A 20,909-nucleotide genomic window follows, 5' to 3' on the forward strand; every position below is an offset into this window, starting at 1 on the left:
AGGTTTTTTTATGGAACAATCTTTTTGGGGACGCGCATTAACAATAAAACTCCGGCAATAAAAAAGACAACAAGGAATAAGATAGAACTCCTGATGCTTCCGGTTTGTTGAGCTACAACCCCGTAAAGTGACATTCCTATTACAATCCCTATTTTTTCCGCTACATCGTAAAAACTGAAATAACTCGCAGTATCCTTTGCACCTTCAGGAATCATTTTGGAATAGGTAGAACGGGATAAAGATTGAATACCTCCCATAACCAGTCCTACCGATGCTGCTGCAACATAGAATTGCTGGGGAGTAGTTATAAAATAAGCATACCCACAGATGGCGATCCAGATCAAATTGATCATTATTAGAATCTTTACATCACCATATTTAATGGCTAACCGAGAGGTTAACAAAGCTCCAACAACGGCTACCAGCTGGATCAATAATATACTAACGATCAGTCCAAAAGTAGGATCCTGATCCCCCCACTCAAGTTCTTCGATCCCAAAATATGTAGCAATCAGCATAATAGTTTGCACTGCCATACTGTAAACGAAAAACGCCAGTAAATACCTTTTAAGAATTTTAGTCTTTTTGATGGCTTCCCAGATGGTCCTTAATTCTTTGAATCCATTGAACAAAACATTTTTAGTAAGCCTTGCTTTTTTATTTCCTTTGGGTAAATAATGATAAGTATACTGACTAAAAGCAATCCACCAAATTCCTGTAAGAACAAAAGAAAGGCGGGTTGGTAATCCCTCATCCTCAAATCCAAACCAATCATATTTAAGGATCATAATCAAGCAGATTACCAGGAGAATCACGCTACCTATATATCCCAGGGAAAATCCTTTGGCACTTGCTTTATCCTGTTGATCTGGAAATGCTATATCCGGCAGGTAAGAATTATAAAAAACCAGACTTGACCAGAAACCTATTAAAGCGAAGAAATAACATAAAAGTCCGAACCACAGAAAGTCAAGATCGAACCAGAATAACCCAATACACGAAAGGGCTCCCAGATAACAGAAGAATTTAAGAAACATCTTTTTATTACCTACATAATCTGCTATTCCCGAAAGGAAAGGACTTAAAAAGCTTACAACTAGAAAGGCACTCGCGGTTACATAGCTTATCAAAGTGTCGTTATTAAGGTCAAAACCTAGAAAACGTACGGTATCACTTATTTTGTTTCCCTGTTCATCTTTAATGATCGTAAGTGCTCCGTAAAAAATTGGAAAGATGGCAGACGAAATAACAAGACTGTAAACGGAATTTGCCCAATCGTAAAAAGCCCATGCATGAATAAGCTTTTTACTTCCTTTAGGTAGATGCTTCATGCTCTAAAAATAGAAAAAGCCACCGAATTGGGTGGCTTTTCAATTTATTTTTTAAAACTGACTATTTAAAACTTGTAGTTCCATACTTCTTAGCTTCCTCAATAGCTTCTGGCGCCCATTTGGTAAGATTATTAATCCTTGTTTGTGTAGAAGGGTGAGTACTTAGGAATTCAGGTGGAGCCTGTCCCCCATTTGCCTGCATTCTTTTCCATAACTCCGGAGCTTCGCGCGGATCATATCCGGCAATTGCCATCATAGTTAGACCAATTCTGTCTGCTTCGGCCTCATGTCCACGGCTAAATGGTAACATTACACCAACCGTGGTCCCTAGTCCATAAGCCTGAGCAAAAATTTGCTGAGTTTGCTGGCTTCTTCCGCTTACCGCAACAGAACCGGCAACGGCTCCTAATTGTTGCAATTGTGCAGCACTCATACGTTGAGCACCATGATCTGCCAATGCATGGGCAATTTCGTGCGCCATGATAGTAGCCAGACCGTTAGTGTTTTTAGCTTCATCAAGAATACCAGTATAAACTACAACTTTTCCTCCCGGCATGGCAAACGCATTCGCCTGATCATCCTTTACAAGATTGAATTCCCATTTAAAATCGTTCATGAATCCCTGGTAACCGTTAGCATTTAAATAACGCTCTGCAGCTACCACTATATCCTTACCTAATTTTTCAACCTTTCGGGCTTCTTCAGTTCCTTTCACTACTTCAGCTTCATTTAAAAACTGATTATATTGCTCAAAGGAAGCCGGAAAAAGCTGATCGTTGGATACAAAATTTAAGTTTTTCTCTCCGGTAAAGGGATTGGTTTTGCAGGCCACTACTAATAGAAGCACACTCAACCACAAAAAAGTATTTCTAAATTTCATCGTTATTGGTTTTTGGTACTTAAAAGTACAAAAGCAGGATATTCGCCGTTGTTGGTTTAAGTATGATTTAACAATAAAAACAGGATTCAAAAACAATACCATTCTTAGAATTATCAGTAATTTCGGGACTTTCAAGTGATAGATTATTTTTTAAAGATCACCAGAATCAGCAAAGCCCCATTCTTAAAGATGACTAAAAATAAAAAAGACCATACCCCGGTACAACGCCTACTTGTACCAAATTATATCCTGGCCATTTCTAAATTACTAACAATCGTAAGCCCATGGCTTGCCAGCAGATTTGCAGCAAGGCTATTTCTCACTCCTTTTAAATATGCCCTGCCGGAACGGGAAAAGGAAATGGACCGGAATTCAATTCAGAAAAAAGAATATGTCAAAAAAATAAATAGAGAGATCGTAACTTACCAATATGGAGAAGGTTCAAAAAAAGTATTGCTGGTACACGGTTGGAGCGGGCGAGGCACACAGCTTTCTAAAATAGCTCAGGCATTGAAACAGCAGGGATATTCGTGTGTAAGTTTCGATGCTCCCGGTCATGGTAAAGCAGATGGTAAAATGAGCATGATGCCATTTTTTATAGAAGCCGTCCATCATCTCGATGATAACTATGGCCCTTTTGATGCTGTGATTGGTCATTCTTTAGGAGGCATGGCGTCCCTTAGAGCGATTAAAGAAGGGCTGAACACTAAAAAACTTATCATTATAGGCACCGCGAATAAGGTAACCGAAATTACCCGGGATTTTGCGCAAAACATGAAAATGAACGACAAAGTTGCTCGAAAAATGAAAAAATATCTTGACAATCATTTTAATGCAGATATGGATATACTTTCCGGAGCTGAATCGGCTAAAGATGTTCAAATTCCCACCCTGGTGGTTCATGATGAAGAAGATGTTGATGTTAGAGTTAATAGCGCCTATGAGATCCACGAAACACTGCAGGAAAGTGAACTTTTAATTACCAAAGGTCTGGGGCACCGACGAATTTTAGGGAATAAAGAAGTAATTAACAGGATCACAGATTTTATAGCGGCACAATAATTGTAAATTTATCAAAAACGCAATTATGAAAAAGCTATTTATACTAACCTTTTGCACTGCTCTTCTTTTTAGTTGTAATGGAAATGCTCAGGATAAAAAGAATAAGGAATCTTCAGAAAATTTTGAAATCAATAAAACGGAAGCACAATGGAAAGCTGAGTTGACTTCAGAAGAATTTGCGGTTTTACGAAAAGCAGCTACCGAGAGACCATATTCAAGTGAGCTTTTAAATATCAAGGAAGCCGGCACCTTTGTTTGTGCCGCCTGTGGGAATGAACTTTATGAAAACAAACATAAATTTGAAAGCGGAACCGGCTGGCCAAGTTTTGACCGCGCAATAAAAGGCGGAGTAGCATTTGGCAGCGATTCAAAACTGGGTTTTCAACGAGACGAAGTACATTGTGCCCGCTGTGGTGGACATCTTGGACACATTTTTAATGATGGGCCACGGGAGACCACAGGAAAAAGGCATTGTATAAATGGAGTAGCCATGGATTTTGTACCAAAAAAGAAGTAAAATGAAAAATTACAAGTTAGAAAAATCGGAGGAAGAATGGAAGGAACAGCTTTCTCCCGAACAATACCGGATTCTTAGACAAAAAGGAACAGAAGCACCTCATACCGGAAAATACAATATGCATTTTGAACAGGGTGAATATAAATGTGCAGGCTGCGGCGAGAAGTTATTCGATAGCAATTCCAAATTTGATAGCGGCTGCGGATGGCCCAGTTTTGATGAAGCTATAGAAGGAAAAGTGGAATATGTGCAGGACAGAACCTTCGGAATGATTCGCACAGAAATCCTTTGTTCCAATTGTGGCGGGCATCTTGGCCATGTTTTTGATGACGGACCTACAGAAACCGGTCAAAGGTATTGTGTTAACTCGGCTAGTATAGATTTTAAAAAATAACTAAACTCAGAAATTATGAAAAAACTATTATCTCTTTTAGCAATCACCAGCTTATTATTTGCTTCCTGCTCCTCTGATGGTCCACAGGGACCTCCGGGCCCTCCCGGTGCAGATGGTGTAAATATTGTAGGCCAGGCTTTTGAAGTTGAGGTTGATTTTATAGCACCAGATTATTCCATCTTTGCAGAATTCCCTTCTAACGTAGAAGTTTTGGATTCAGACGTTGTACTTGTTTACTGGCTTGAAGCAGTAGATGATGGAACAGATGTATGGAGCCTGATCCCACAAACAATTTATTTTAGCGACGGTGAATTTCAGTATAATTACAATCACACCGATTTTGACGTGAACATTTACCTTCAGGGAAACATAGACCTGGGAACTTTGGGAACAAGATATACTCAGGACCAGATCTTTAAAATTGTGGTCTTACCGGTGGATTATGCTTCCAACTCAGGAATAGATCTTAGTAATTATGAAAATTTAAAAGCAAATTTCGATATTCAGGAACTGGATATTCAGGAAGTGAATATTCACTAAGTCACTTTAAATATTTTAAAAATAAAGCCCGTCAGTAACTGTCGGGCTTTTTTCAATTAACAAGCCAGATCTACGGCTTTCAGTTTAGGGTTTAATTCCTTAAATTCGCAACTTCAATAACCGAATCAAAATATTCCGAATATGAGTAAATATGATATTATAGTTTTAGGTAGTGGTCCGGGAGGATACGTAACTGCTATTCGTGCATCTCAGCTTGGTTTTAAAACTGCTATTGTTGAGAAAGAAAGCCTTGGAGGTGTATGTCTAAACTGGGGTTGTATCCCTACAAAGGCACTTTTAAAAAGTGCGGAAGTTTTTGACTATCTAAAACATGCTGAAGATTACGGTCTTAAAGTAGAAAATGCTGATAAGGATTTTGGTGCTGTGATCAAAAGAAGCCGTGGTGTAGCTGAAGGAATGAGCAAAGGAGTTCAATTCCTAATGAAGAAAAACAAGATCGATGTTATTGAAGGATTCGGAAAATTGAAAGCCGGTAAAAAAGTTGAGGTAACTGATAGTAAGGATAAGAAAACTGAATATCAGGCAGATAATATAATCATCGCTACCGGTGCCAGATCAAGAGAATTGCCTAACCTTAAGCAGGATGGTAAAACTGTGATTGGATACCGTGAAGCAATGACGCTGGAGAAGCAGCCAAAATCTATGATCGTGGTTGGTTCCGGAGCTATTGGAGTTGAATTTGCTCACTTCTACAACTCCATGGGAACAGATGTGACTGTGGTTGAATTTTTACCAAATGTAGTGCCATTGGAAGATGAAGAAGTTTCAAAGCAATTTGAAAGAAGCATCAAAAAGGCTGGGATCAAGGTAATGACGAATTCTTCTGTAGAAAGCGTTGAGAATTCTGGTGATAAAGTAAAGGCTAAGGTGAAAACCAAAAAAGGAGAAGAAACTCTTGAGGCCGATATCGTACTTTCTGCTGTTGGAATCAAAACAAACATTGAAAACATAGGTCTTGAAGATCTTGGAATTAAAACAGATAAAGATAAGATCGTTGTAAATGATTTTTATCAAACAAACGTTTCCGGAGTTTACGCTATTGGAGATGTTGTTCATGGTCCTGCTCTTGCTCATGTTGCATCTGCGGAAGGGATCCTTTGTGTAGAAAAGATCAAGGGAATGAATGTGGAGCCATTGGATTATGGAAATATCCCGGGTTGTACTTATGCTTCACCGGAAATTGCTTCAGTTGGAATGACTGAGAAGCAGGCTAAAGAAGCTGGTTACGAACTTAAAGTTGGAAAATTCCCGTTCTCTGCTTCAGGAAAAGCGAGTGCATCCGGTAAAAAAGACGGATTCGTAAAAGTGATCTTTGATGCCAAATACGGCGAATGGTTAGGATGCCATATGATTGGTGCCGGAGTGACCGATATGATCGCAGAAGCGGTATTAGGTAGAAAACTTGAAACTACAGGACATGAAGTATTAAAAGCAGTTCATCCTCACCCAACTATGAGTGAAGCGGTAATGGAAGCCGTGGCTGATGCTTATGATGAGGTAATTCACCTATAAGACGTTAGACGTTAGACGTTAGAAATATAAAAAATCCCGCATTCTATAGAGTGCGGGATTTTTATTACTTCTGAATATCATTTGATATAAATCGTCATCCTGAACTTGTTTCAGGATCTACGTGAAACCTACATAGGAAGAAGGTCACAAAAACAGAATTCTATATCCCAGGATGCAGTTTCTTCCTTAAAACAATCATCTGTTTTAAAACAATTATCTTCTTTATTTCCTGCAGGCTTATAAGATCTTCTCACCTTCTCTCCTACTTCATATTGCACCGGCTCTTTAAAAATAGGTCCATCAAACACGAAGGTATGGAACTCTCCATTTTCTCCGCAGGGATCGACATTCTCCGGCAGATCACTTAAAAATTTTTCATCTATGATTCTTCCGCAGAAAGAATCATCCAGGTATTTGGAACTGGTACAAACCACGATTGCCTTAAATCCAAGCTGAATGAATTCCTGCATTAATCCATGAGTATTTTTTTTCCATAATGGGAATTCAGCTATAATTCCTGTTTCGGCTAATTGTTGTTCGCGATATTTCCTGAGGTCTTCGAGGAAAATATCTCCGAAGAGACTATGAGTATATCCTTCATCTTTAAGACGGGCAGTAGCATTTTGCATGGTACAATTATAGGCTTCCATACTAACCTGCGTGTCCAATTCAGATATCATAATTGGCAGGTCCAGAGCCTCAGCCTGCTTTAACAAAAGCTCTCTTCTTACACCATGCATAGTAACACGATCTACCTCTTTATTAAGCGTGGTGAAAAGTTTTTCAACTTTTAAATTATCATTTTGCAGAGAATAATATAAAGCCAAAGCGGAGTCTTTTCCACTGCTCCAGTTTAGATATGTTTTATTCATTTTTTATAAAACTTTCAATTGCCAGATCATAACTCTGCAGGCCAAAGCCAACGATCACTCCTTTAGCATTGGGAGAAATAAAAGATTTATGCCTGAAGTCTTCTCTGGAGAAAGTGTTTGAGATATGAACCTCTACCACCGGAATATCTATTGCGGCTACCGCATCTCCTATTCCCACAGAAGTATGGGTGTAAGCAGCTGCATTTAAAATGATACCATCAAAAACTTTTCTCGCCTCCTGGATAAGACTAATCAATTCACCTTCAATATTAGTCTGTTCATAAGACAGCTCAATATTTCTAAATTTGAACTGAAGCTTTGAAAAGTGATCTTCAAAACTGGTGTTTCCATATTTCTCAGGTTCTCGGGTACCAAGAAGATTTAAGTTAGGCCCATTAAGTATAAGTAGTTTCATAGGGTAAATGTATTAAATTTAAGACATAAAAAAAGCAGGTTAAAAACCTGCTCTTCATTTTCTAAAATTTAAATTTTACGCCCAGTCGTCCGTTGTGATAACCATGGTTGGTGGCTCCGTCATCTCCTTTTAGCCTATTGGTCATTTCAACACTAAAATTGCTATAAACCGAAAAACGATTACTAAATTGATATTCTAATCCAAATAATCCATTAAGACCGGCTCTTTTTACATTTTCTTCACCAAGAGCGTTTTTTGGATTACTGCCTAAATAATTAAGCTCCAGACCTCCCAAAGAATAAAATTTTGAATTAAACAGTCGGTATTTTAATGAAGTTGATAAGAGATATCTGTCAGATTCATCCAGTTTTGCATAGAGCAGCTCAGAATTTAATCCAAAATTTTCATTGAAATCTATATCGAAAGTTAATCCTATATAAATTCCATCTCCGTCATGACCACCGGGATTGTATTTTTCTTTTATCTGACCAACGTTGGCCAATTCAAATTTTGAAGTAATAACTCCGGAAGTAAATCCAAATTTGGAAGTTTTTACTTCGGTCTGAGTTTCCTGCGCATTAGCAGAATAGGTCATCATTGCAAATAATGCAATTAAACTAAGTTTTTTAAACATTTAATTGATTTAAATTGGATTAATACCGGTTTTGATTAGTATTTCAGCTAAACTATAAAAATTTTTGAATTATAACGTCTATACATAAAAAAAGCGGAGAATTAATCTCCGCTTTTTAAAATTAAGTTTAAGATCTAATTAGAACTGAAAACCAACTCCAAGTTGAAATCCACTATTTTTAATAGCATCACTGTCAAAGTTACTATCATCAAAAGCATCAGTAAAACCTAAAGCATATCTACCATTAAGGAAGAACCCATTATTAAATTTGTAAGACAGACCTACTGCACCTCCTAATTCAAAGGTGCTTCCAAGTTCAGAATCCTGCTCTAATGAAAGACTATTACTTTCAAAATCATATTCTTCTTCAACAAGGAAATTAAAAGAAGGTCCTGCTTCCAGGGCTAAACCATCAAGTACGTAGAATTTAGCAATTACCGGCACCTGAACATAGTCCAGTTGATATTCCCCATGGATACGGTCACCGGAGAACATTCTGGTAGCCTCGGTCCCCTGAGTGGAATACAATACCTCAGGCTGTACAGAGAAACGGTCACTTACCGGAATTTCAGCCAGCAGTCCTAAATGAAACCCTGTTCTACTGTTCTTTTCCTTGAAACCATTCGAGGTCATATTGGTGAAATTCACCCCTCCTTTTACCCCAAAATTCCAATACTCCTGTGCATTTACAGAATTACTCAATCCTACAATCGCAATCGCTATTAATAAAAAAGTCTTTTTCATGTTTTTAGATTTTTTTGTTGGGTCAAATGTAGCCTACAACCTGTTAAAAAAAACTTACGGAAGCATAAAGTATTATTAAGACTAAGCGCTTTCTAATTCCTATCTTTAACATATGAATTGGGAAAATGCCCTTAAAGATTATCAGCACTTTTTAAAGCTTGAACGCGGACTTTCTTCAAACTCTATCCAGAATTATAGTCTGGATGTGATAAAACTTATCAGGTTTCTAAAAGAGAAAGAAATTCAAATCAATCCCATCAATATTTCTTCAGAAACTATTCAGGAGTTTATTTATAGTGTATCTGAGACCCTGAATGCCCGATCCCAGTCCAGGCTTATCTCAGGTTTACGAAGTTTTTTCAATTATATGGTTTTTGAGGATTACAGACCGGGTAATCCCATGGATCTTCTTGAATCACCACGAATAGGCCGAAAGTTACCGGATACCATTTCCCTTAAAGAAATCGACAGAATTATTGGTGCAATAGACCTTAGCAAGAAGGAAGGAGAAAGAAATCGCGCCATTATTGAAACGCTTTATGGTTGCGGGTTACGGGTTTCTGAACTAACCGAATTAAAAATTTCTGACCTCTACTTCGAAGAAGGTTTTATAAAAGTAACCGGGAAAGGCGATAAACAACGTTTTGTCCCAATTTCAGACTATACCATAAAACTGATCAATATCTATAAAGATGAAATAAGGATACATCAGGATATTAAGCCCGAAGCGACAGATACGCTTTTTCTTAACCGAAGAGGAAACAAGCTCACCAGAGCCATGATCTTTACAATTGTGAGAAGACTTACCGAAGCTGCCGGAATTAGGAAGAAAATAAGTCCGCATACCTTTAGACATTCCTTCGCGACTCATCTTCTTGAAAATGGAGCCGATCTAAGGGCCATACAGCAAATGTTAGGTCATGAAAGCATTACTACAACCGAGGTTTATGTTCATGTAGATAGATCGCATCTTAGAGAAGTAATGGAAAGTTTTCATCCCCGCAAATAGATATTAAAATTCTGCTAAAGCCGGGAAATTAGTTTTAGCCGGCATTCCTATTTATTATATTCAGAAAAAAAACTAACAATGAATAAATTAAAATTTAAGAACGGAGATACGATGGACGCGATTGGCCTGGGAACCTGGAAGTCTGAACCGGGCGAGGTCACCGAAGCGGTTAAAATCGCACTTAATAATGGGTATAAACATATAGATTGCGCTGCAACCTATGGAAATGAAGCTGAAGTAGGTGAAGCTTTTTCTGAAGTTTTCAGCAAAGGAGAAGTCAAAAGGGAGGATATCTGGATCACATCCAAATTATGGAATAACGCTCACAAAAAGGAAGATGTAATCCCAGCCCTAAAGCAAACCCTGAAAGATTTGCAACTGGATTATCTGGATCTGTATTTGATCCACTGGCCTGTGGCTTTTAAACCGGAAGTTTCTTTCCCTGAAAAAGCAGAGGACTATCTTTCTCTTGAAGAAGTCCCTTTGATCGAAACCTGGAATGAAATGGTGAAAGCTAAAGAACAGGGTCTGGTAAAGCATATTGGAGTTTCCAATTTTAGTATTCCTACTCTGGAATCTTTAATGAAGGAAACCGATCATACACCTGAAATGAATCAGGTAGAATTGCATCCTTATTTGCAACAGAATAAATTACTGGAGTTCTGCAGCAGGAATAAAATAAACGTAACAGCTTACTCTCCTCTGGGAAGTGGTGACAGGCCAGATGCCATGAAAGCGGCAGACGAACCTTCTTTACTGGAAAACCCGGTAATTAAGAAAATTGCAAAAAAGCACGGAGCTTCTGCCGGACAGATCCTGATCAAGTGGAGCGAACAGCGAGGCACCGCAGTTATCCCAAAATCCACGAATGAGGAAAGGATCAAACAAAATCTAATGAGTGCAGGATATCAGCTGGATGAAGACGACATGAAGGAGATCGCCGATCTTGATTATCATTTCAGGTATGTAAATGGTAAATTCTTTGAGGTTGAAGGAAATTCTTATGAGAATATATATGATGATTAATAGCAGTTTAGATGGGATGCTGAAACAAGTTCAGCATGACGCTTAAATTTAGAGATATATATAAAAAAGGCCGTTCAAATTGAACGGCCTTTTTCATTTATGGAAGATGTATTCTATTATTTTGCCACGTTCACAGCTCTGGTTTCACGAATAACCGTGATCTTAACCTGACCAGGATAAGTCATATCTGTCTGGATCTTTTGAGAAATCTCAAAAGAAAGGTTCGCAGCCTTTTCGTCAGATACCTTTTCACTTTCTACGATCACACGTAATTCTCTACCCGCCTGGATGGCGTATGCTTTCTTAACTCCACCAAATCCAAAGGCGATCTCTTCAAGATCTTTAAGTCTCTGGATGTAAGAATCCAGCACCTGTCTTCTTGCGCCCGGTCTTGCTCCACTAATCGCATCACACACCTGAACTATAGGCGAAAGCAATGAATTCATTTCTATCTCATCATGGTGAGCTCCAATCGCGTTACAAACTTCCGGCTTTTCTCCATGTTTCTCTGCCCATTGCATTCCAAGGATTGCGTGAGGCACTTCAGTTTCGGTTTCAGGAACTTTACCAATATCGTGCAGTAATCCGGCACGTTTCGCAAGTTTAGGATTAAGTCCTAGTTCTGCTGCCATCACTCCACAAAGTTTTGCAACTTCTCTTGAGTGTTGTAGCAGGTTTTGACCGTAAGAAGAACGATACTTCATTCTACCTACCATCTTGATAAGTTCAGGTTGTAAACCGTGAATACCAAGGTCAATAACTGTACGCTTACCTATATCGATAATTTCTTCGTCAATTTGCTTTCTGGTCTTTTTAACCACTTCTTCAATACGGGCAGGGTGGATACGACCATCGGTCACCAGTTTGTGAAGAGATAGTCTCGCTACCTCTCTTCTAACCGAATCAAAACAGCTAAGAATAATCGCTTCCGGAGTATCATCAACAATGATCTCTACACCGGTTGCTGCTTCCAGCGCACGAATGTTACGACCTTCTCTACCAATAATTCTACCTTTTACATCATCACTTTCAAGGTTGAAAACAGAAACACAGTTATCTATTGCTTCTTCTGTTCCAATTCGCTGTATGGTATTGATAATGATCTTTTTCGCTTCCTGTTGAGCTGTAAGCTTCGCCTCTTCCACCGTATCCTGAATTAAAGACATGGCATCTGCTTTAGCTGAATCTTTTAAAGATTCGATCAACTGTGCTTTGGCATCTTCAGCAGAAAGACCTGAGATAACCTCTAATTGCTGAACTTTACTATTGTGCAGTTTTTCAATTTCCTCCTGTTTCTTTTCCAGAAACTCTACACGGTGATTATAATCAGCCAGTTTTCCTTCAAGGTCTTTATTAAGCTTTTTATTCTTGCTCAATTCGTTGGAAACGTGAGATTCTTTATCCTTGATACGCTTTTCTGCATCATTGATTTTCTTGTCACGGGAAAGGATCACCTTTTCGTGTTCAGATTTAAGTTCAATGAACTTTTCTTTAGCCTGAAGGATTTTATCTTTTTTAATACTTTCCCCTTCAGCCCTGGCTTCTTTAAGAATTGAGGATGCTTCTTTTTTCGCATTAGCGATAGTATTGGAAGCCTGCTTTTTTTCCAGCATTTTTGCAATAGCAAATCCAAGTGCAAGACCTACTACTGCGGCAATAACTATAGTTAATATGTCCATTATTTATTTAAATTAATTGTAAAAAAAAGCCTGTATTAGCTGTGATTTGTATTAAACTCCTTAAAATCAAGTTTAGGGTTAACAAGTTGATCAAGAATCCGCTCTCCCAAAAAGGGACACGGCACGCTTTTACAACCTCGACTCACCCTCTTTAAAGAATTCGTGTTGAGTTTATCAAAATAGCACTAATACAGGCAGTAACCTTATTTTATTTAAAGAACTTATGAAGTTAAATGTTGCTGCAACAGATCATTAAGGGACCTTAATTTCTCTTCTGCTTCAATCATCTCGCTTGATTTGTCAATATTTTTCTGCTCGGTCTGGGCGGCGAACTGCAATGCACACATTGCCAGAACATCCTGTTTATCCCTTACGGCATAATTCTGCTCAAATTGTTTGATCATCGCTTCGATCTTTTTCGCGGCTTTACGCAAACCTTCTTCCTGGCTTGGTTGAATAGTTAGCGGATATACGCGGTCTGCTATCGATATTTTGATCTTCAGTTTATCTTCCATGTTGTAAATTATTCAGATAACTGAACAATACACTGATCGATCTCTCTGATCAGACTATTTATTTTGAGCTTCGTTTCTCTTTTATGGTCGGTACTGCCAAGCATCGCATTCGCAGCTTTCAAGGTCTGAATCTGATCTTTGGAAAGTTGTAAATCTCCTTCCAGTTTCTGGTATTCAGATTTAACAGTCGTCAATTCTTCCTGAAGAGATTCATTAGCCTGTTTCATAATTTCGTAATTATGAAGCAGCTTGCTAATTCTATTCTCAAGGTTATCAACTATTTCTGTTATTTCACTCATAAGCCTATAAACCGATGTGAACCCTTACAAAGTTAACATACGCTTTCTAATATCCCAATACTTTTTTAGCAGTTTTAAAATAATAATCAACAATCCTGATAATTCTCTGATGTCAAGCCATTTAATTTTGAGCCAAGTTTAATTAACTTTACAGCAGCTATAAAAAAAGAAATTACCCAGATCTATGAAGAATGTTATTTGCCTGTTATGCCTTGCCCTATTCACAACTAATTATGCCCAGGAAAACTTACCAAAAGATTATTTCGCCAACCCCCTGGATGTGCCCATAGTCCTTGCCGGGACCTTTGGGGAACTAAGATCCAACCATTTTCACAGCGGCCTCGATATAAAGACGCAGCAAAGAGAGGGACTTGCCGTAAAAGCCTCGGCAGCGGGTTATATTAGCCGAATAAATATTCAGCATTACGGGTATGGAAAAGCCCTGTATATTCAGCACCCAAATGGTTACACAACAGTTTACGGGCACCTGCAAAAACTGGCGCCAAAATTTAAAGAATACCTGCGCAAACAGCAGTATGCAAAAGAATCCTATGAAATTGAATTATTTCCTGAGGCAGGAGAATTAAAGGTTGAACAGGGCGAAGTGATCGCTTACAGTGGGAACACCGGCGGCAGCGGTGGGCCGCATTTGCATTTTGAAATTCGTGATGGCTCACAAAGACCTATGAACGCGCAATTATTTGGGCTGGATGTACCAGATTCCAGAGCTCCATTGGTACAGGGACTATTTGCTTATCCACTAGGAAAAGATGCTCACGTTAACAACGCTACCAGCCGTCAAAAATTAAGATTAATTCCGCTGGAAGACGGAAGTTTTACCACCGGCCAGTTAGAAGCCTGTGGTGAAATTGGTTTTGGAATCTCAACCATAGATCAGCAGGATGGTGCCTACAACAATAATGGCGTTTTTAAAATCGAAGCCGGCCTAAACGGAGATCCTGTTTATGAGCTGAACTTTTCTAAATTTTCATTTGCCGAAACCCGTCATTTGAATCAGCTAATCGATTATGAGTATTATACTAAAAACAAAAGCCGGGTACAAAAGCTGTTTCGCTCTCCACGCAATCCTTTAAGCATTATTCAGAAAGCTGAAAATGATGGAATTTTAAATATCAAGGACAGTCTTGATTACCAATACACCATCAAAGTAACCGATCTTAAAGGAAATGAAAGGTTGGTTAGAATACCTATCAAAGGACAAATCAGTAACAAAATTCAACCTAAGGAAACTCCAAAAACAGAATATTTTGCTACCAGAGGAAGTGGTCTTTCTGTCAAAGGAGAGAAAATGGATGTTTATATTCCGGCAGAGAGTCTATATGAAGATGCTTATCTGGATATTAGTTTCAGTGATGAAATGGTAAAAGTTCATGAGGATGTAATTCCGCTACATTCGAATATGACCGTAGGATTTGATGTTAGTGAATATTCCGAAGAAGAGAAAGAAAAGTTATTTATAGCTCAAATATCAGATAAAGGTAGAGCGAGCTATTCCACGACCTATAAAAAAGGAAACCGTTTTACTACCGGCACCAGAACTTTTGGGAAATTCAAACTTATGAAGGATACGATTGCCCCAAAAATAAGTCCCGTAAATTTCTATGACGGCCAGTGGATATCGGGCAACGAAACTTTAAAGGTTAAGATCTCTGATGACCTTTCCGGGATTCAGGGTTACCGGGCTACCGTAAACGGAAAATTCATTTTAATGGAATATGAATACAAGAACAATACACTAACGCATTATTTTAGTGATGAAGTGGTTACAGAAACCGAAAATGAACTTAAAGTAATAGTTACCGATAATGTTGGAAACACCACTACTTACACTGCAAAGTTCTTCAGGAAATAGCAGCTATATAAGGTTTAAAAATTCCAGTTTACGCATAAAAAAACGCCGAATAATATTCGGCGTTTTTTATAGTGATCTGGTAAATTTATGATTCAATGAATTCCTTCAAGACTTTCACCACATAATCTACCTCTTCTTTTGTATTGTAACGTGAGAAGGAAAATCTTAAAGATGGTCTCTTCAAATCCTCTTCACAGCAAAATGCATTTAAAACATGGGAGCCCTGATCACTTCCGCTTTGACAGGCACTACCTTTAGAACAGGCGATCCCTTTTAAATCCAGTTGGAACAAAAGCATTAAGGCTTTTTCTTCAGTAACCGGAAGACAAACATTCAACAGAGTATAAGTACTGTTATCATTGTCCTCACAAGCCCCGTTAAATTTAACTCCGGGTATCTCTTCCTTCAGACTTTTTATAAAATAATCTTTTAGAGAACAAATATATTCCTGCTCTTCTTCAAGATTTTCATAAGCAAGTTTCAATGCTTCTACGAGACCTACAATATTATGAACCCCTTCTGTTCCCGCACGATGACCACGCTCCTGCTCTCCACCAAAGATTAATGGTTTTAATCCGGAATTCCTTCTCACAAAGGCAAATCCGGCACCTTTAGGGCCATGGAATTTATGGGCACTAACCGCGGTGAAATCTACAGGGATATCATTCAAATCAAGTTTGTAATGACCTATGGATTGCACTGTATCTGAATGAAATAATGCTCCATGCGATTTTATAAGTTCAGCCGTTTTTTTAAGATCGAGCTTATTTCCAATCTCATTATTCACATGCATAAGACTAACCAAAGTCTTTTTATCTGAAGCTTTAAGTCGGCTTTCGAGATCCTCCATATTTATATGTCCGGAAGAATCGATCGCCACATATTCCAGCTCAACATCAAAGCATTCCTGAAGTTGTTTTACGGTATAAAGAACTGCGTGATGTTCAATTTTGGAAGTAATAATTCGTTCAACGCCAAGATCCCGTACGGCAGAATTAAGGGCAAGATTATCTGCCTCGGTACCACCAGATGTGAAAACAATTTCTGAAGCTTTCACATTAAGAATACCTGCCACGGTTTTACGGGCCTGCTCGATCAAAGATTTAGAAGACCTTCCATAACTATGCGTTGATGAAGGGTTTCCATAATTTTCTTTTAAAACGCGGGTCATTCTATCGACCACTTCCTCCCTTACCTGGGTAGTAGCTGCTGAATCAAAGTAAACATTTTTCATAGGTCCCAAAAATAACTGAAATAAAATAATTTCCTACTTCTCTTCCTCATAAGTTTGATTCCTTTATTTTTGTTGAAAAAGCAGCTTCATGAGACGTTTACTAACAGGTATTTTTTTGTTAAGCCTTTTCACTTCCTGTGATGACGGGGAAATTATTGTGACCAGCTTCGATTTTGAAGACAGTACTTTTAAATTTTGTGAAGGCTCAAACGGAAATGTTATCTATGCTGTAAACGACGATGATGTATCTGAATCGATTTCATTGGAATTCAGTAACAATCAATGGGTTACAGATGAAGACGGCACACTATTACCACCTTCTCAGGAAGAAATCAGTTTTCCATTAACCGGAAACAATCGTGTTATTTATAGAATCTACAGCTCCAGCTTAAACGGAGACCAGTATTTTTGCCAGGTAGTTCCACCAAGTTCACCACAGGTGATCGAGGAATGGGTAAGCGGTACCGGAGCTACGGTTATTGTAAAAACCGGATTTATTGACGAAACTGCAAATGCCGATCCGGACAGGGACGGTTTAAAAAATATCAATGAAGGCTGGAATGCCCAGGGAACCGATCTTTGGGATACAGATGAAGACGGAATTCCAGATTATCTTGATAAAGATGATGATGGCGATAATGTTCCTACCAGCATAGAAATCACCAATAATGTAAATGATCCTGTTACCAGTGATGGTTACCGTGATACCGATGAAGATGGCATCCCGAATTACCTCGATAATGACGATGATAATGATAATGTACTTACCAGGCTTGAAGTTGAAGAAGGAAGTGAATTAAATCCTGAAAGCTTTTCAAGTACGGGTGACGGAATACCAAATTACCTCAATGACCAGCAAACTTTTAGTTTAACCCACAATAAGTTTATTAGCCATGATATACAGCGGAATTATGGTTACCAGATCCTTATCGAAAACCTGAAATTAACCAAGGTAGGTTCAAGTGAATCCATACAGTATGTTACCTATAATTTTGGAACACTAAGAGCAAGTGGAATAGATTTCGATCAATGCCCGCTGCAGGACATCGAATGCCAGGAGCAGTAATTTGCTTTAAATATCAGGCATTCTGATAGATGTAAACTTCAGTGGCGCCTAAGCCATATTTCTGATAATCGGCGTCATAGAATTTTACATTGGAGTACCGGCTTAGAAGATATTCCAGCTCCATTTTTAAAACACCCTCTCCTACCCCGTGAATAAAAACGATTTTTTGAATGCGTTTTCTCACAGCGAATTCCAGTTTGTGACGGGCGGTATCCAGTTGCAAATTCAGCATTTCATGATTGGACATTCCGCGGGAAGACTTAACCAGCTGATGGATATGCAGGTCAACTTCCATGGGAGGAGCAGCTCTCTCTTTAGATCTTCTTCTAACTGACCGGTTAACTTTTTCAGGTGTTTTATCCTTAATGACTTCGTTCAGATCAAAATTTTGAACAGGTCCAAGGTCCTCGATGTCCTTATCAATCTTTACAATTTGGTCCAATGGAAAGTTCATTAAAAAACCATCTTCAGTTCTCATCACCACCTCTTTACCGGATAAACTCTCCACAACCCCGCTTAAGGCATCATCCAGCAATTCTACTTTATCTCCGGGTTTAATATCCATATTTAAAGCTCTTCATTATTATCCTGATGGTCATCCTTAGTTGCCACCCAATAATTAGTGGCTCTGTAAAGTCCCAGCATAATTATGATAAGTCCTACAATTTTAAAATAGGGACTCACATCTTCAACCGAAATTGCGTACAACAATAAGGCACCTCCAACTATTATAAGAATGGTATTTACGACCTGTGAATTCTTCATTTTCAATAAGTTAAAAATCAAAAACAGGGTTTTTGATAAATATTATTCTTTATTTTTATACAAATCTATAGCTTTAATGAAGTACGCACTGCTTTTTTTCCTGATTTTTAGTCAGGGAATTTGTTTTGCTCAATTGCATATATCACCTTCTGCTGAGGGTGACAGCTATCTCTATGTTCGGGACAGGCTGCTCTTTGTAGAGAAAGATATAAATCTTTATTTAAATAAAAAGGAACATACCCAGGCCAGCTTATACCTGCGAAAGCAGGCGCAATTATTACAGGGCTTCAACTCTAATATTCCTAATAAAGGCAATGGTAAAATTTCAGTTTTCCAAAAGGGAACCACCGGATCTTATGATTATAATTACTGGGGTTTACCCGTAGCCGTTAGTTCTCCAAATTTTAGTTTAAACGATTATATTTATGAGCCCATTACCAATACGCTCAGCAAAAATGCCAAACTCATTTCCTCTCTCGATGGCAAGGCCTCACCTTTAGCCATTTCCAGCAATTGGATCTACACATTTTCGGGGACAGGATACTCTAACTGGCAATACTTAGGTAAATATTTTGACTTGTTGCCGGGAGAAGGTTTTTCCATGAAAGGAGTTGATGGAGTTAATTTAAACCAGATCGAAGAAGAAATTATAAATCCCGGCGCAGCTCAGACGTATGATTTTCGAGGGCTTCCGAATAATGGAAAAATTGAGATCTCTGTCAAAAAAGATCAAATCCTGTTGTTGGGCAATCCCTATCCATCTGCCATCGACCTGAATAAATTTCTAAAAGACAATAAAGCCACAACCGGGATCGCCTATTTCTGGGATTCCAAAGCCGCGACTAATTCTCATTATGTCTCAGATTATGTAGGCGGCTATGGCACCTATTCTCCGGGGACAGGGCAATACTTACCTCCTATTTTTAAACGCACTGGCGACGGTTATACCACCGGTGAGTCTGGAATATATATAGATCGCAAGACATCTCCTATCGCCCAGGGCTTCATGATAATTGGAAAAACAGATGGAGTGGTATTGTTTGATAATTCTCACCGGCTATATGCAGGGAATCAAAAAGAAAAATCGGTATTTAAATCTTCTGAAGATCAGATTTCCCTGGTAAAAATGAATATAGAATTCAGTAATTCTACCAAAAAACAACTTATTCTTGCTTTCGAAGATTCCTCCACCATGGAAGAAGATCACGCTATGGATGCTAGAAAGATGGATTATCCCAAAACAGATATCAACTGGGAAATTGCGCTGAAAGATTATGTAATCAATGTGCGCCCAAAAAAGGAAAAAGAACTCATCCCGCTTCATTTAAGTCTTGAAGCAGAAGCAGATATTGAATTTTCTATTGCTGAATTTTTAAATTTTACTCCTGATAGATTCTTCATTTACGATGCTTCTCAGGATTTATATTATGGAATCACCAATGGAGCTTTAAAATTAAACCTGCCGGCGGGAGATTACAGGGAAAGATTTTATGTAAGTTATATTGAAAAGTTACCTGAAGAGGTAATTAATCAGACAGATAAAGAAGTCCCGGCAGAACTAAAAAAACCGGCCAGAGTACTATTGAATTCTATTGAAATTTTTCAGAATAATTTAGAACATCAACTTGAAGTAGCAGTGCTTTACGAATCTGGATTAAGTTCTGTTGGAATATTTGATCTCAATGGGAAGCTGGTAAAAGTTGAGAATTTTAAAGCCGGCAAAAAAGATTTTATAATTTCTACATATAATTTGAGCAATGCTGTCTATATTGTGAAGGTAAGAACAAAGGACAATATTGAGATCTCTAAAAAAATTAGTGTAAAAAATTGAATACTATAGAAGAGTATATGTTGCCCTGTATGAATAAATCTCTGTTTGGGGTGGAATGTACAGGATGCGGTGGACAACGGGCTTTATCCCTGTTAATTCAGGGAAGATTTGAAGAAGCTTTTTTTATGTATCCGGCAATTTACTCCCTTCTCGTCCTTTTCATATTTCTTATTGTCAATCTTTTTTATAAATTTAAATTCGATTACAGTATAAAAATAGGCCTTATAGTATTCAACGCTGTTATTATTGGCGGTGCATATATCCTTAAGCTTTATCAACTTTTCAACTAACCAACAACCTAAATGGAAAAAAGAGAACTACCTAATTCAACCCTTATCCTCGTATTTGGAATTTTATCTATCGTAGGCTGCTGCTGTTACGGGATAGCAGGAGTCGTATTCGGGATCATAGCACTGGTTATGTCCAAACGTGCCATAGAAATCTACAATGCAGATCCTGAATTATATACAGGATATCAAAATGTAAAAACCGGAAGAATCCTGGCAATTATCGGGCTGGTTTTAAGTGTGCTTTCTGTTCTGGGAACTATTATAAGTTTGATCGCTTATGGAAGCTTTGAAGGTATTGAGGAAATGCAAAGAGAGATTCTTAGAGAATATGGGGGTTAATAAAATATCCCTCAAATGAAAAATCCCGCAGAAGCGGGATTTTTTTATGGAATAATGTTCA

General features: G+C 38.3%; 24 protein-coding genes and 1 other RNA gene. 12 read left to right on the top strand and 13 right to left on the bottom strand.

Annotated elements, in window-relative coordinates; translation table 11 throughout:
• Positions 1–8: 8 nt before the first annotated feature.
• Together ACNKXV_RS12995 and ACNKXV_RS13000 are read right to left on the bottom strand one after the other, a co-directional pair.
• Positions 9–1,331, bottom strand: a complete 1,323-nt coding sequence (locus tag ACNKXV_RS12995) for an MFS transporter (protein WP_417908173.1) — start codon at positions 1,329–1,331, stop codon at positions 9–11.
• Between the two features lie 61 nt (positions 1,332–1,392).
• Positions 1,393–2,211: a M48 family metallopeptidase gene (locus ACNKXV_RS13000; protein ID WP_417908174.1), complete on the bottom strand. Its 819-nt coding sequence runs from the start codon at positions 2,209–2,211 to the stop codon at positions 1,393–1,395.
• A 189-nt stretch (positions 2,212–2,400) separates the two neighbouring features.
• On the opposite strand from ACNKXV_RS13000, the gene ACNKXV_RS13005 reads away from it, so the two are divergent.
• The 5 genes from ACNKXV_RS13005 (at position 2,401) to lpdA (ending at position 6,257) form a co-directional block, all read left to right on the top strand.
• Positions 2,401–3,273 carry an alpha/beta fold hydrolase gene (locus ACNKXV_RS13005; protein WP_417908175.1) on the top strand — a complete coding sequence of 291 codons (873 nt, stop codon included), beginning with the start codon at positions 2,401–2,403 and terminating at the stop codon, positions 3,271–3,273.
• Between the two features lie 25 nt (positions 3,274–3,298).
• Complete coding sequence (gene msrB, locus ACNKXV_RS13010) at positions 3,299–3,790, top strand: peptide-methionine (R)-S-oxide reductase MsrB (RefSeq protein ID WP_417908176.1); 492 nt, start codon at positions 3,299–3,301, stop codon at positions 3,788–3,790.
• Between the two features lies 1 nt (position 3,791).
• On the top strand, positions 3,792–4,184 hold the full coding sequence (msrB, locus tag ACNKXV_RS13015; protein ID WP_417908177.1) for a peptide-methionine (R)-S-oxide reductase MsrB: 393 nt from the start codon (positions 3,792–3,794) through the stop codon (positions 4,182–4,184).
• 15 nt (positions 4,185–4,199) lie between these two features.
• Positions 4,200–4,724 (top strand): collagen-like protein, encoded by a 525-nt coding sequence (locus tag ACNKXV_RS13020; protein WP_417908178.1) that lies wholly within the window; start codon positions 4,200–4,202, stop codon positions 4,722–4,724.
• Between the two features lie 141 nt (positions 4,725–4,865).
• Positions 4,866–6,257: a dihydrolipoyl dehydrogenase gene (gene lpdA / locus ACNKXV_RS13025; protein WP_417908179.1), complete on the top strand. Its 1,392-nt coding sequence runs from the start codon at positions 4,866–4,868 to the stop codon at positions 6,255–6,257.
• 128 nt (positions 6,258–6,385) lie between these two features.
• Here the strand turns inward: lpdA and ACNKXV_RS13030 are convergent, their stop codons facing one another.
• The 4 genes from ACNKXV_RS13030 to ACNKXV_RS13045 form a co-directional block, all read right to left on the bottom strand.
• Entirely contained in the window at positions 6,386–7,129 is a 744-nt protein-coding gene (locus ACNKXV_RS13030; RefSeq protein WP_417908180.1) for a Dph6-related ATP pyrophosphatase, read from the bottom strand.
• Positions 7,122–7,544: a type II 3-dehydroquinate dehydratase gene (gene aroQ / locus ACNKXV_RS13035; protein ID WP_417908181.1), complete on the bottom strand. Its 423-nt coding sequence runs from the start codon at positions 7,542–7,544 to the stop codon at positions 7,122–7,124. Before aroQ ends, ACNKXV_RS13030 begins: the two co-directional genes overlap by 8 nt.
• Positions 7,545–7,605: 61 nt before the next feature.
• The gene (locus ACNKXV_RS13040; protein WP_417908182.1) at positions 7,606–8,178 is read right to left on the bottom strand and encodes a hypothetical protein; all 573 of its coding nucleotides are present in this window, start codon (positions 8,176–8,178) and stop codon (positions 7,606–7,608) included.
• 138 nt (positions 8,179–8,316) lie between these two features.
• Positions 8,317–8,922, bottom strand: a complete 606-nt coding sequence (locus ACNKXV_RS13045; RefSeq protein WP_417908183.1) for a porin family protein — start codon at positions 8,920–8,922, stop codon at positions 8,317–8,319.
• A gap of 112 nt (positions 8,923–9,034) precedes the next feature.
• Between ACNKXV_RS13045 and xerA the strand changes: the two genes are divergently transcribed.
• Positions 9,035–9,931 carry a site-specific tyrosine recombinase/integron integrase gene (xerA, locus tag ACNKXV_RS13050; RefSeq protein WP_417908184.1) on the top strand — a complete coding sequence of 299 codons (897 nt, stop codon included), beginning with the start codon at positions 9,035–9,037 and terminating at the stop codon, positions 9,929–9,931.
• Between the two features lie 78 nt (positions 9,932–10,009).
• A complete protein-coding gene (locus tag ACNKXV_RS13055) occupies positions 10,010–10,957 on the top strand; it encodes an aldo/keto reductase (RefSeq protein ID WP_417908185.1) in 948 nt (315 codons plus the stop codon).
• Between the two features lie 116 nt (positions 10,958–11,073).
• On the opposite strand, the gene rny is transcribed toward ACNKXV_RS13055, so the two are convergent.
• The 4 genes from rny to ACNKXV_RS13075 all read right to left on the bottom strand — a co-directional run bounded on the left by rny (position 11,074) and on the right by ACNKXV_RS13075 (position 13,450).
• On the bottom strand, positions 11,074–12,636 hold the full coding sequence (gene rny, locus ACNKXV_RS13060; protein WP_417908186.1) for a ribonuclease Y: 1,563 nt from the start codon (positions 12,634–12,636) through the stop codon (positions 11,074–11,076).
• A 53-nt stretch (positions 12,637–12,689) separates the two neighbouring features.
• Positions 12,690–12,807, bottom strand: a non-coding RNA gene (gene ssrS / locus ACNKXV_RS13065) — 6S RNA.
• A 50-nt stretch (positions 12,808–12,857) separates the two neighbouring features.
• Complete coding sequence (locus tag ACNKXV_RS13070) at positions 12,858–13,151, bottom strand: cell division protein ZapA (protein ID WP_252115810.1); 294 nt, start codon at positions 13,149–13,151, stop codon at positions 12,858–12,860.
• Positions 13,152–13,159: 8 nt separating this feature from the next.
• On the bottom strand, positions 13,160–13,450 hold the full coding sequence (locus tag ACNKXV_RS13075; RefSeq protein ID WP_417908187.1) for a hypothetical protein: 291 nt from the start codon (positions 13,448–13,450) through the stop codon (positions 13,160–13,162).
• 184 nt (positions 13,451–13,634) lie between these two features.
• Between ACNKXV_RS13075 and ACNKXV_RS13080 the strand changes: the two genes are divergently transcribed.
• The gene (locus tag ACNKXV_RS13080) at positions 13,635–15,323 is read left to right on the top strand and encodes a M23 family metallopeptidase (RefSeq protein WP_417908188.1); all 1,689 of its coding nucleotides are present in this window, start codon (positions 13,635–13,637) and stop codon (positions 15,321–15,323) included.
• Positions 15,324–15,408: 85 nt separating this feature from the next.
• Here ACNKXV_RS13080 and ACNKXV_RS13085 read toward each other — a convergent pair whose 3' ends face one another.
• Complete coding sequence (locus tag ACNKXV_RS13085) at positions 15,409–16,557, bottom strand: cysteine desulfurase family protein (protein ID WP_417908189.1); 1,149 nt, start codon at positions 16,555–16,557, stop codon at positions 15,409–15,411.
• 88 nt (positions 16,558–16,645) lie between these two features.
• On the opposite strand from ACNKXV_RS13085, the gene ACNKXV_RS13090 reads away from it, so the two are divergent.
• Positions 16,646–17,623 (top strand): hypothetical protein, encoded by a 978-nt coding sequence (locus tag ACNKXV_RS13090; RefSeq protein ID WP_417908190.1) that lies wholly within the window; start codon positions 16,646–16,648, stop codon positions 17,621–17,623.
• A 13-nt stretch (positions 17,624–17,636) separates the two neighbouring features.
• On the opposite strand, the gene ACNKXV_RS13095 is transcribed toward ACNKXV_RS13090, so the two are convergent.
• The gene (locus tag ACNKXV_RS13095) at positions 17,637–18,188 is read right to left on the bottom strand and encodes a Smr/MutS family protein (protein ID WP_417908191.1); all 552 of its coding nucleotides are present in this window, start codon (positions 18,186–18,188) and stop codon (positions 17,637–17,639) included.
• Between the two features lie 2 nt (positions 18,189–18,190).
• Complete coding sequence (locus tag ACNKXV_RS13100) at positions 18,191–18,388, bottom strand: hypothetical protein (protein ID WP_417908192.1); 198 nt, start codon at positions 18,386–18,388, stop codon at positions 18,191–18,193.
• Positions 18,389–18,464: 76 nt separating this feature from the next.
• Here ACNKXV_RS13100 and ACNKXV_RS13105 point away from each other — a divergent pair, with 76 nt between their 5' ends.
• From ACNKXV_RS13105 to ACNKXV_RS13115, 3 genes are read left to right on the top strand one after another with little or no spacing between them, the layout of a single operon-like run.
• Complete coding sequence (locus tag ACNKXV_RS13105; protein WP_417908193.1) at positions 18,465–20,219, top strand: T9SS type A sorting domain-containing protein; 1,755 nt, start codon at positions 18,465–18,467, stop codon at positions 20,217–20,219.
• Positions 20,216–20,509 (top strand): DUF2752 domain-containing protein, encoded by a 294-nt coding sequence (locus ACNKXV_RS13110; RefSeq protein ID WP_417908194.1) that lies wholly within the window; start codon positions 20,216–20,218, stop codon positions 20,507–20,509. The genes ACNKXV_RS13105 and ACNKXV_RS13110 overlap by 4 nt, the downstream gene beginning before the upstream one ends.
• Positions 20,510–20,521: 12 nt before the next feature.
• A complete protein-coding gene (locus ACNKXV_RS13115) occupies positions 20,522–20,848 on the top strand; it encodes a CCC motif membrane protein (protein ID WP_417908195.1) in 327 nt (108 codons plus the stop codon).
• The last annotated feature ends 61 nt before the right edge of the window (positions 20,849–20,909 follow it).

Source organism: Christiangramia aquimixticola, assembly GCF_048285835.1.
Taxonomy (GTDB): domain Bacteria; phylum Bacteroidota; class Bacteroidia; order Flavobacteriales; family Flavobacteriaceae; genus Christiangramia; species Christiangramia aquimixticola.

Coding starts and splice junctions, on each gene's coding strand:
- ACNKXV_RS12995 (WP_417908173.1), bottom strand. CDS start 1,331: ATGAAGCATCTACCTAAAGGAAGTAAAAAGCTTATTCATGCATGGGCT.
- ACNKXV_RS13000 (WP_417908174.1), bottom strand. CDS start 2,211: ATGAAATTTAGAAATACTTTTTTGTGGTTGAGTGTGCTTCTATTAGTA.
- ACNKXV_RS13005 (WP_417908175.1), top strand. CDS start 2,401: ATGACTAAAAATAAAAAAGACCATACCCCGGTACAACGCCTACTTGTA.
- msrB (WP_417908176.1), top strand. CDS start 3,299: ATGAAAAAGCTATTTATACTAACCTTTTGCACTGCTCTTCTTTTTAGT.
- msrB (WP_417908177.1), top strand. CDS start 3,792: ATGAAAAATTACAAGTTAGAAAAATCGGAGGAAGAATGGAAGGAACAG.
- ACNKXV_RS13020 (WP_417908178.1), top strand. CDS start 4,200: ATGAAAAAACTATTATCTCTTTTAGCAATCACCAGCTTATTATTTGCT.
- lpdA (WP_417908179.1), top strand. CDS start 4,866: ATGAGTAAATATGATATTATAGTTTTAGGTAGTGGTCCGGGAGGATAC.
- ACNKXV_RS13030 (WP_417908180.1), bottom strand. CDS start 7,129: ATGAATAAAACATATCTAAACTGGAGCAGTGGAAAAGACTCCGCTTTG.
- aroQ (WP_417908181.1), bottom strand. CDS start 7,544: ATGAAACTACTTATACTTAATGGGCCTAACTTAAATCTTCTTGGTACC.
- ACNKXV_RS13040 (WP_417908182.1), bottom strand. CDS start 8,178: ATGTTTAAAAAACTTAGTTTAATTGCATTATTTGCAATGATGACCTAT.
- ACNKXV_RS13045 (WP_417908183.1), bottom strand. CDS start 8,922: ATGAAAAAGACTTTTTTATTAATAGCGATTGCGATTGTAGGATTGAGT.
- xerA (WP_417908184.1), top strand. CDS start 9,035: ATGAATTGGGAAAATGCCCTTAAAGATTATCAGCACTTTTTAAAGCTT.
- ACNKXV_RS13055 (WP_417908185.1), top strand. CDS start 10,010: ATGAATAAATTAAAATTTAAGAACGGAGATACGATGGACGCGATTGGC.
- rny (WP_417908186.1), bottom strand. CDS start 12,636: ATGGACATATTAACTATAGTTATTGCCGCAGTAGTAGGTCTTGCACTT.
- ACNKXV_RS13070 (WP_252115810.1), bottom strand. CDS start 13,151: ATGGAAGATAAACTGAAGATCAAAATATCGATAGCAGACCGCGTATAT.
- ACNKXV_RS13075 (WP_417908187.1), bottom strand. CDS start 13,450: ATGAGTGAAATAACAGAAATAGTTGATAACCTTGAGAATAGAATTAGC.
- ACNKXV_RS13080 (WP_417908188.1), top strand. CDS start 13,635: ATGAAGAATGTTATTTGCCTGTTATGCCTTGCCCTATTCACAACTAAT.
- ACNKXV_RS13085 (WP_417908189.1), bottom strand. CDS start 16,557: ATGAAAAATGTTTACTTTGATTCAGCAGCTACTACCCAGGTAAGGGAG.
- ACNKXV_RS13090 (WP_417908190.1), top strand. CDS start 16,646: ATGAGACGTTTACTAACAGGTATTTTTTTGTTAAGCCTTTTCACTTCC.
- ACNKXV_RS13095 (WP_417908191.1), bottom strand. CDS start 18,188: ATGGATATTAAACCCGGAGATAAAGTAGAATTGCTGGATGATGCCTTA.
- ACNKXV_RS13100 (WP_417908192.1), bottom strand. CDS start 18,388: ATGAAGAATTCACAGGTCGTAAATACCATTCTTATAATAGTTGGAGGT.
- ACNKXV_RS13105 (WP_417908193.1), top strand. CDS start 18,465: ATGAAGTACGCACTGCTTTTTTTCCTGATTTTTAGTCAGGGAATTTGT.
- ACNKXV_RS13115 (WP_417908195.1), top strand. CDS start 20,522: ATGGAAAAAAGAGAACTACCTAATTCAACCCTTATCCTCGTATTTGGA.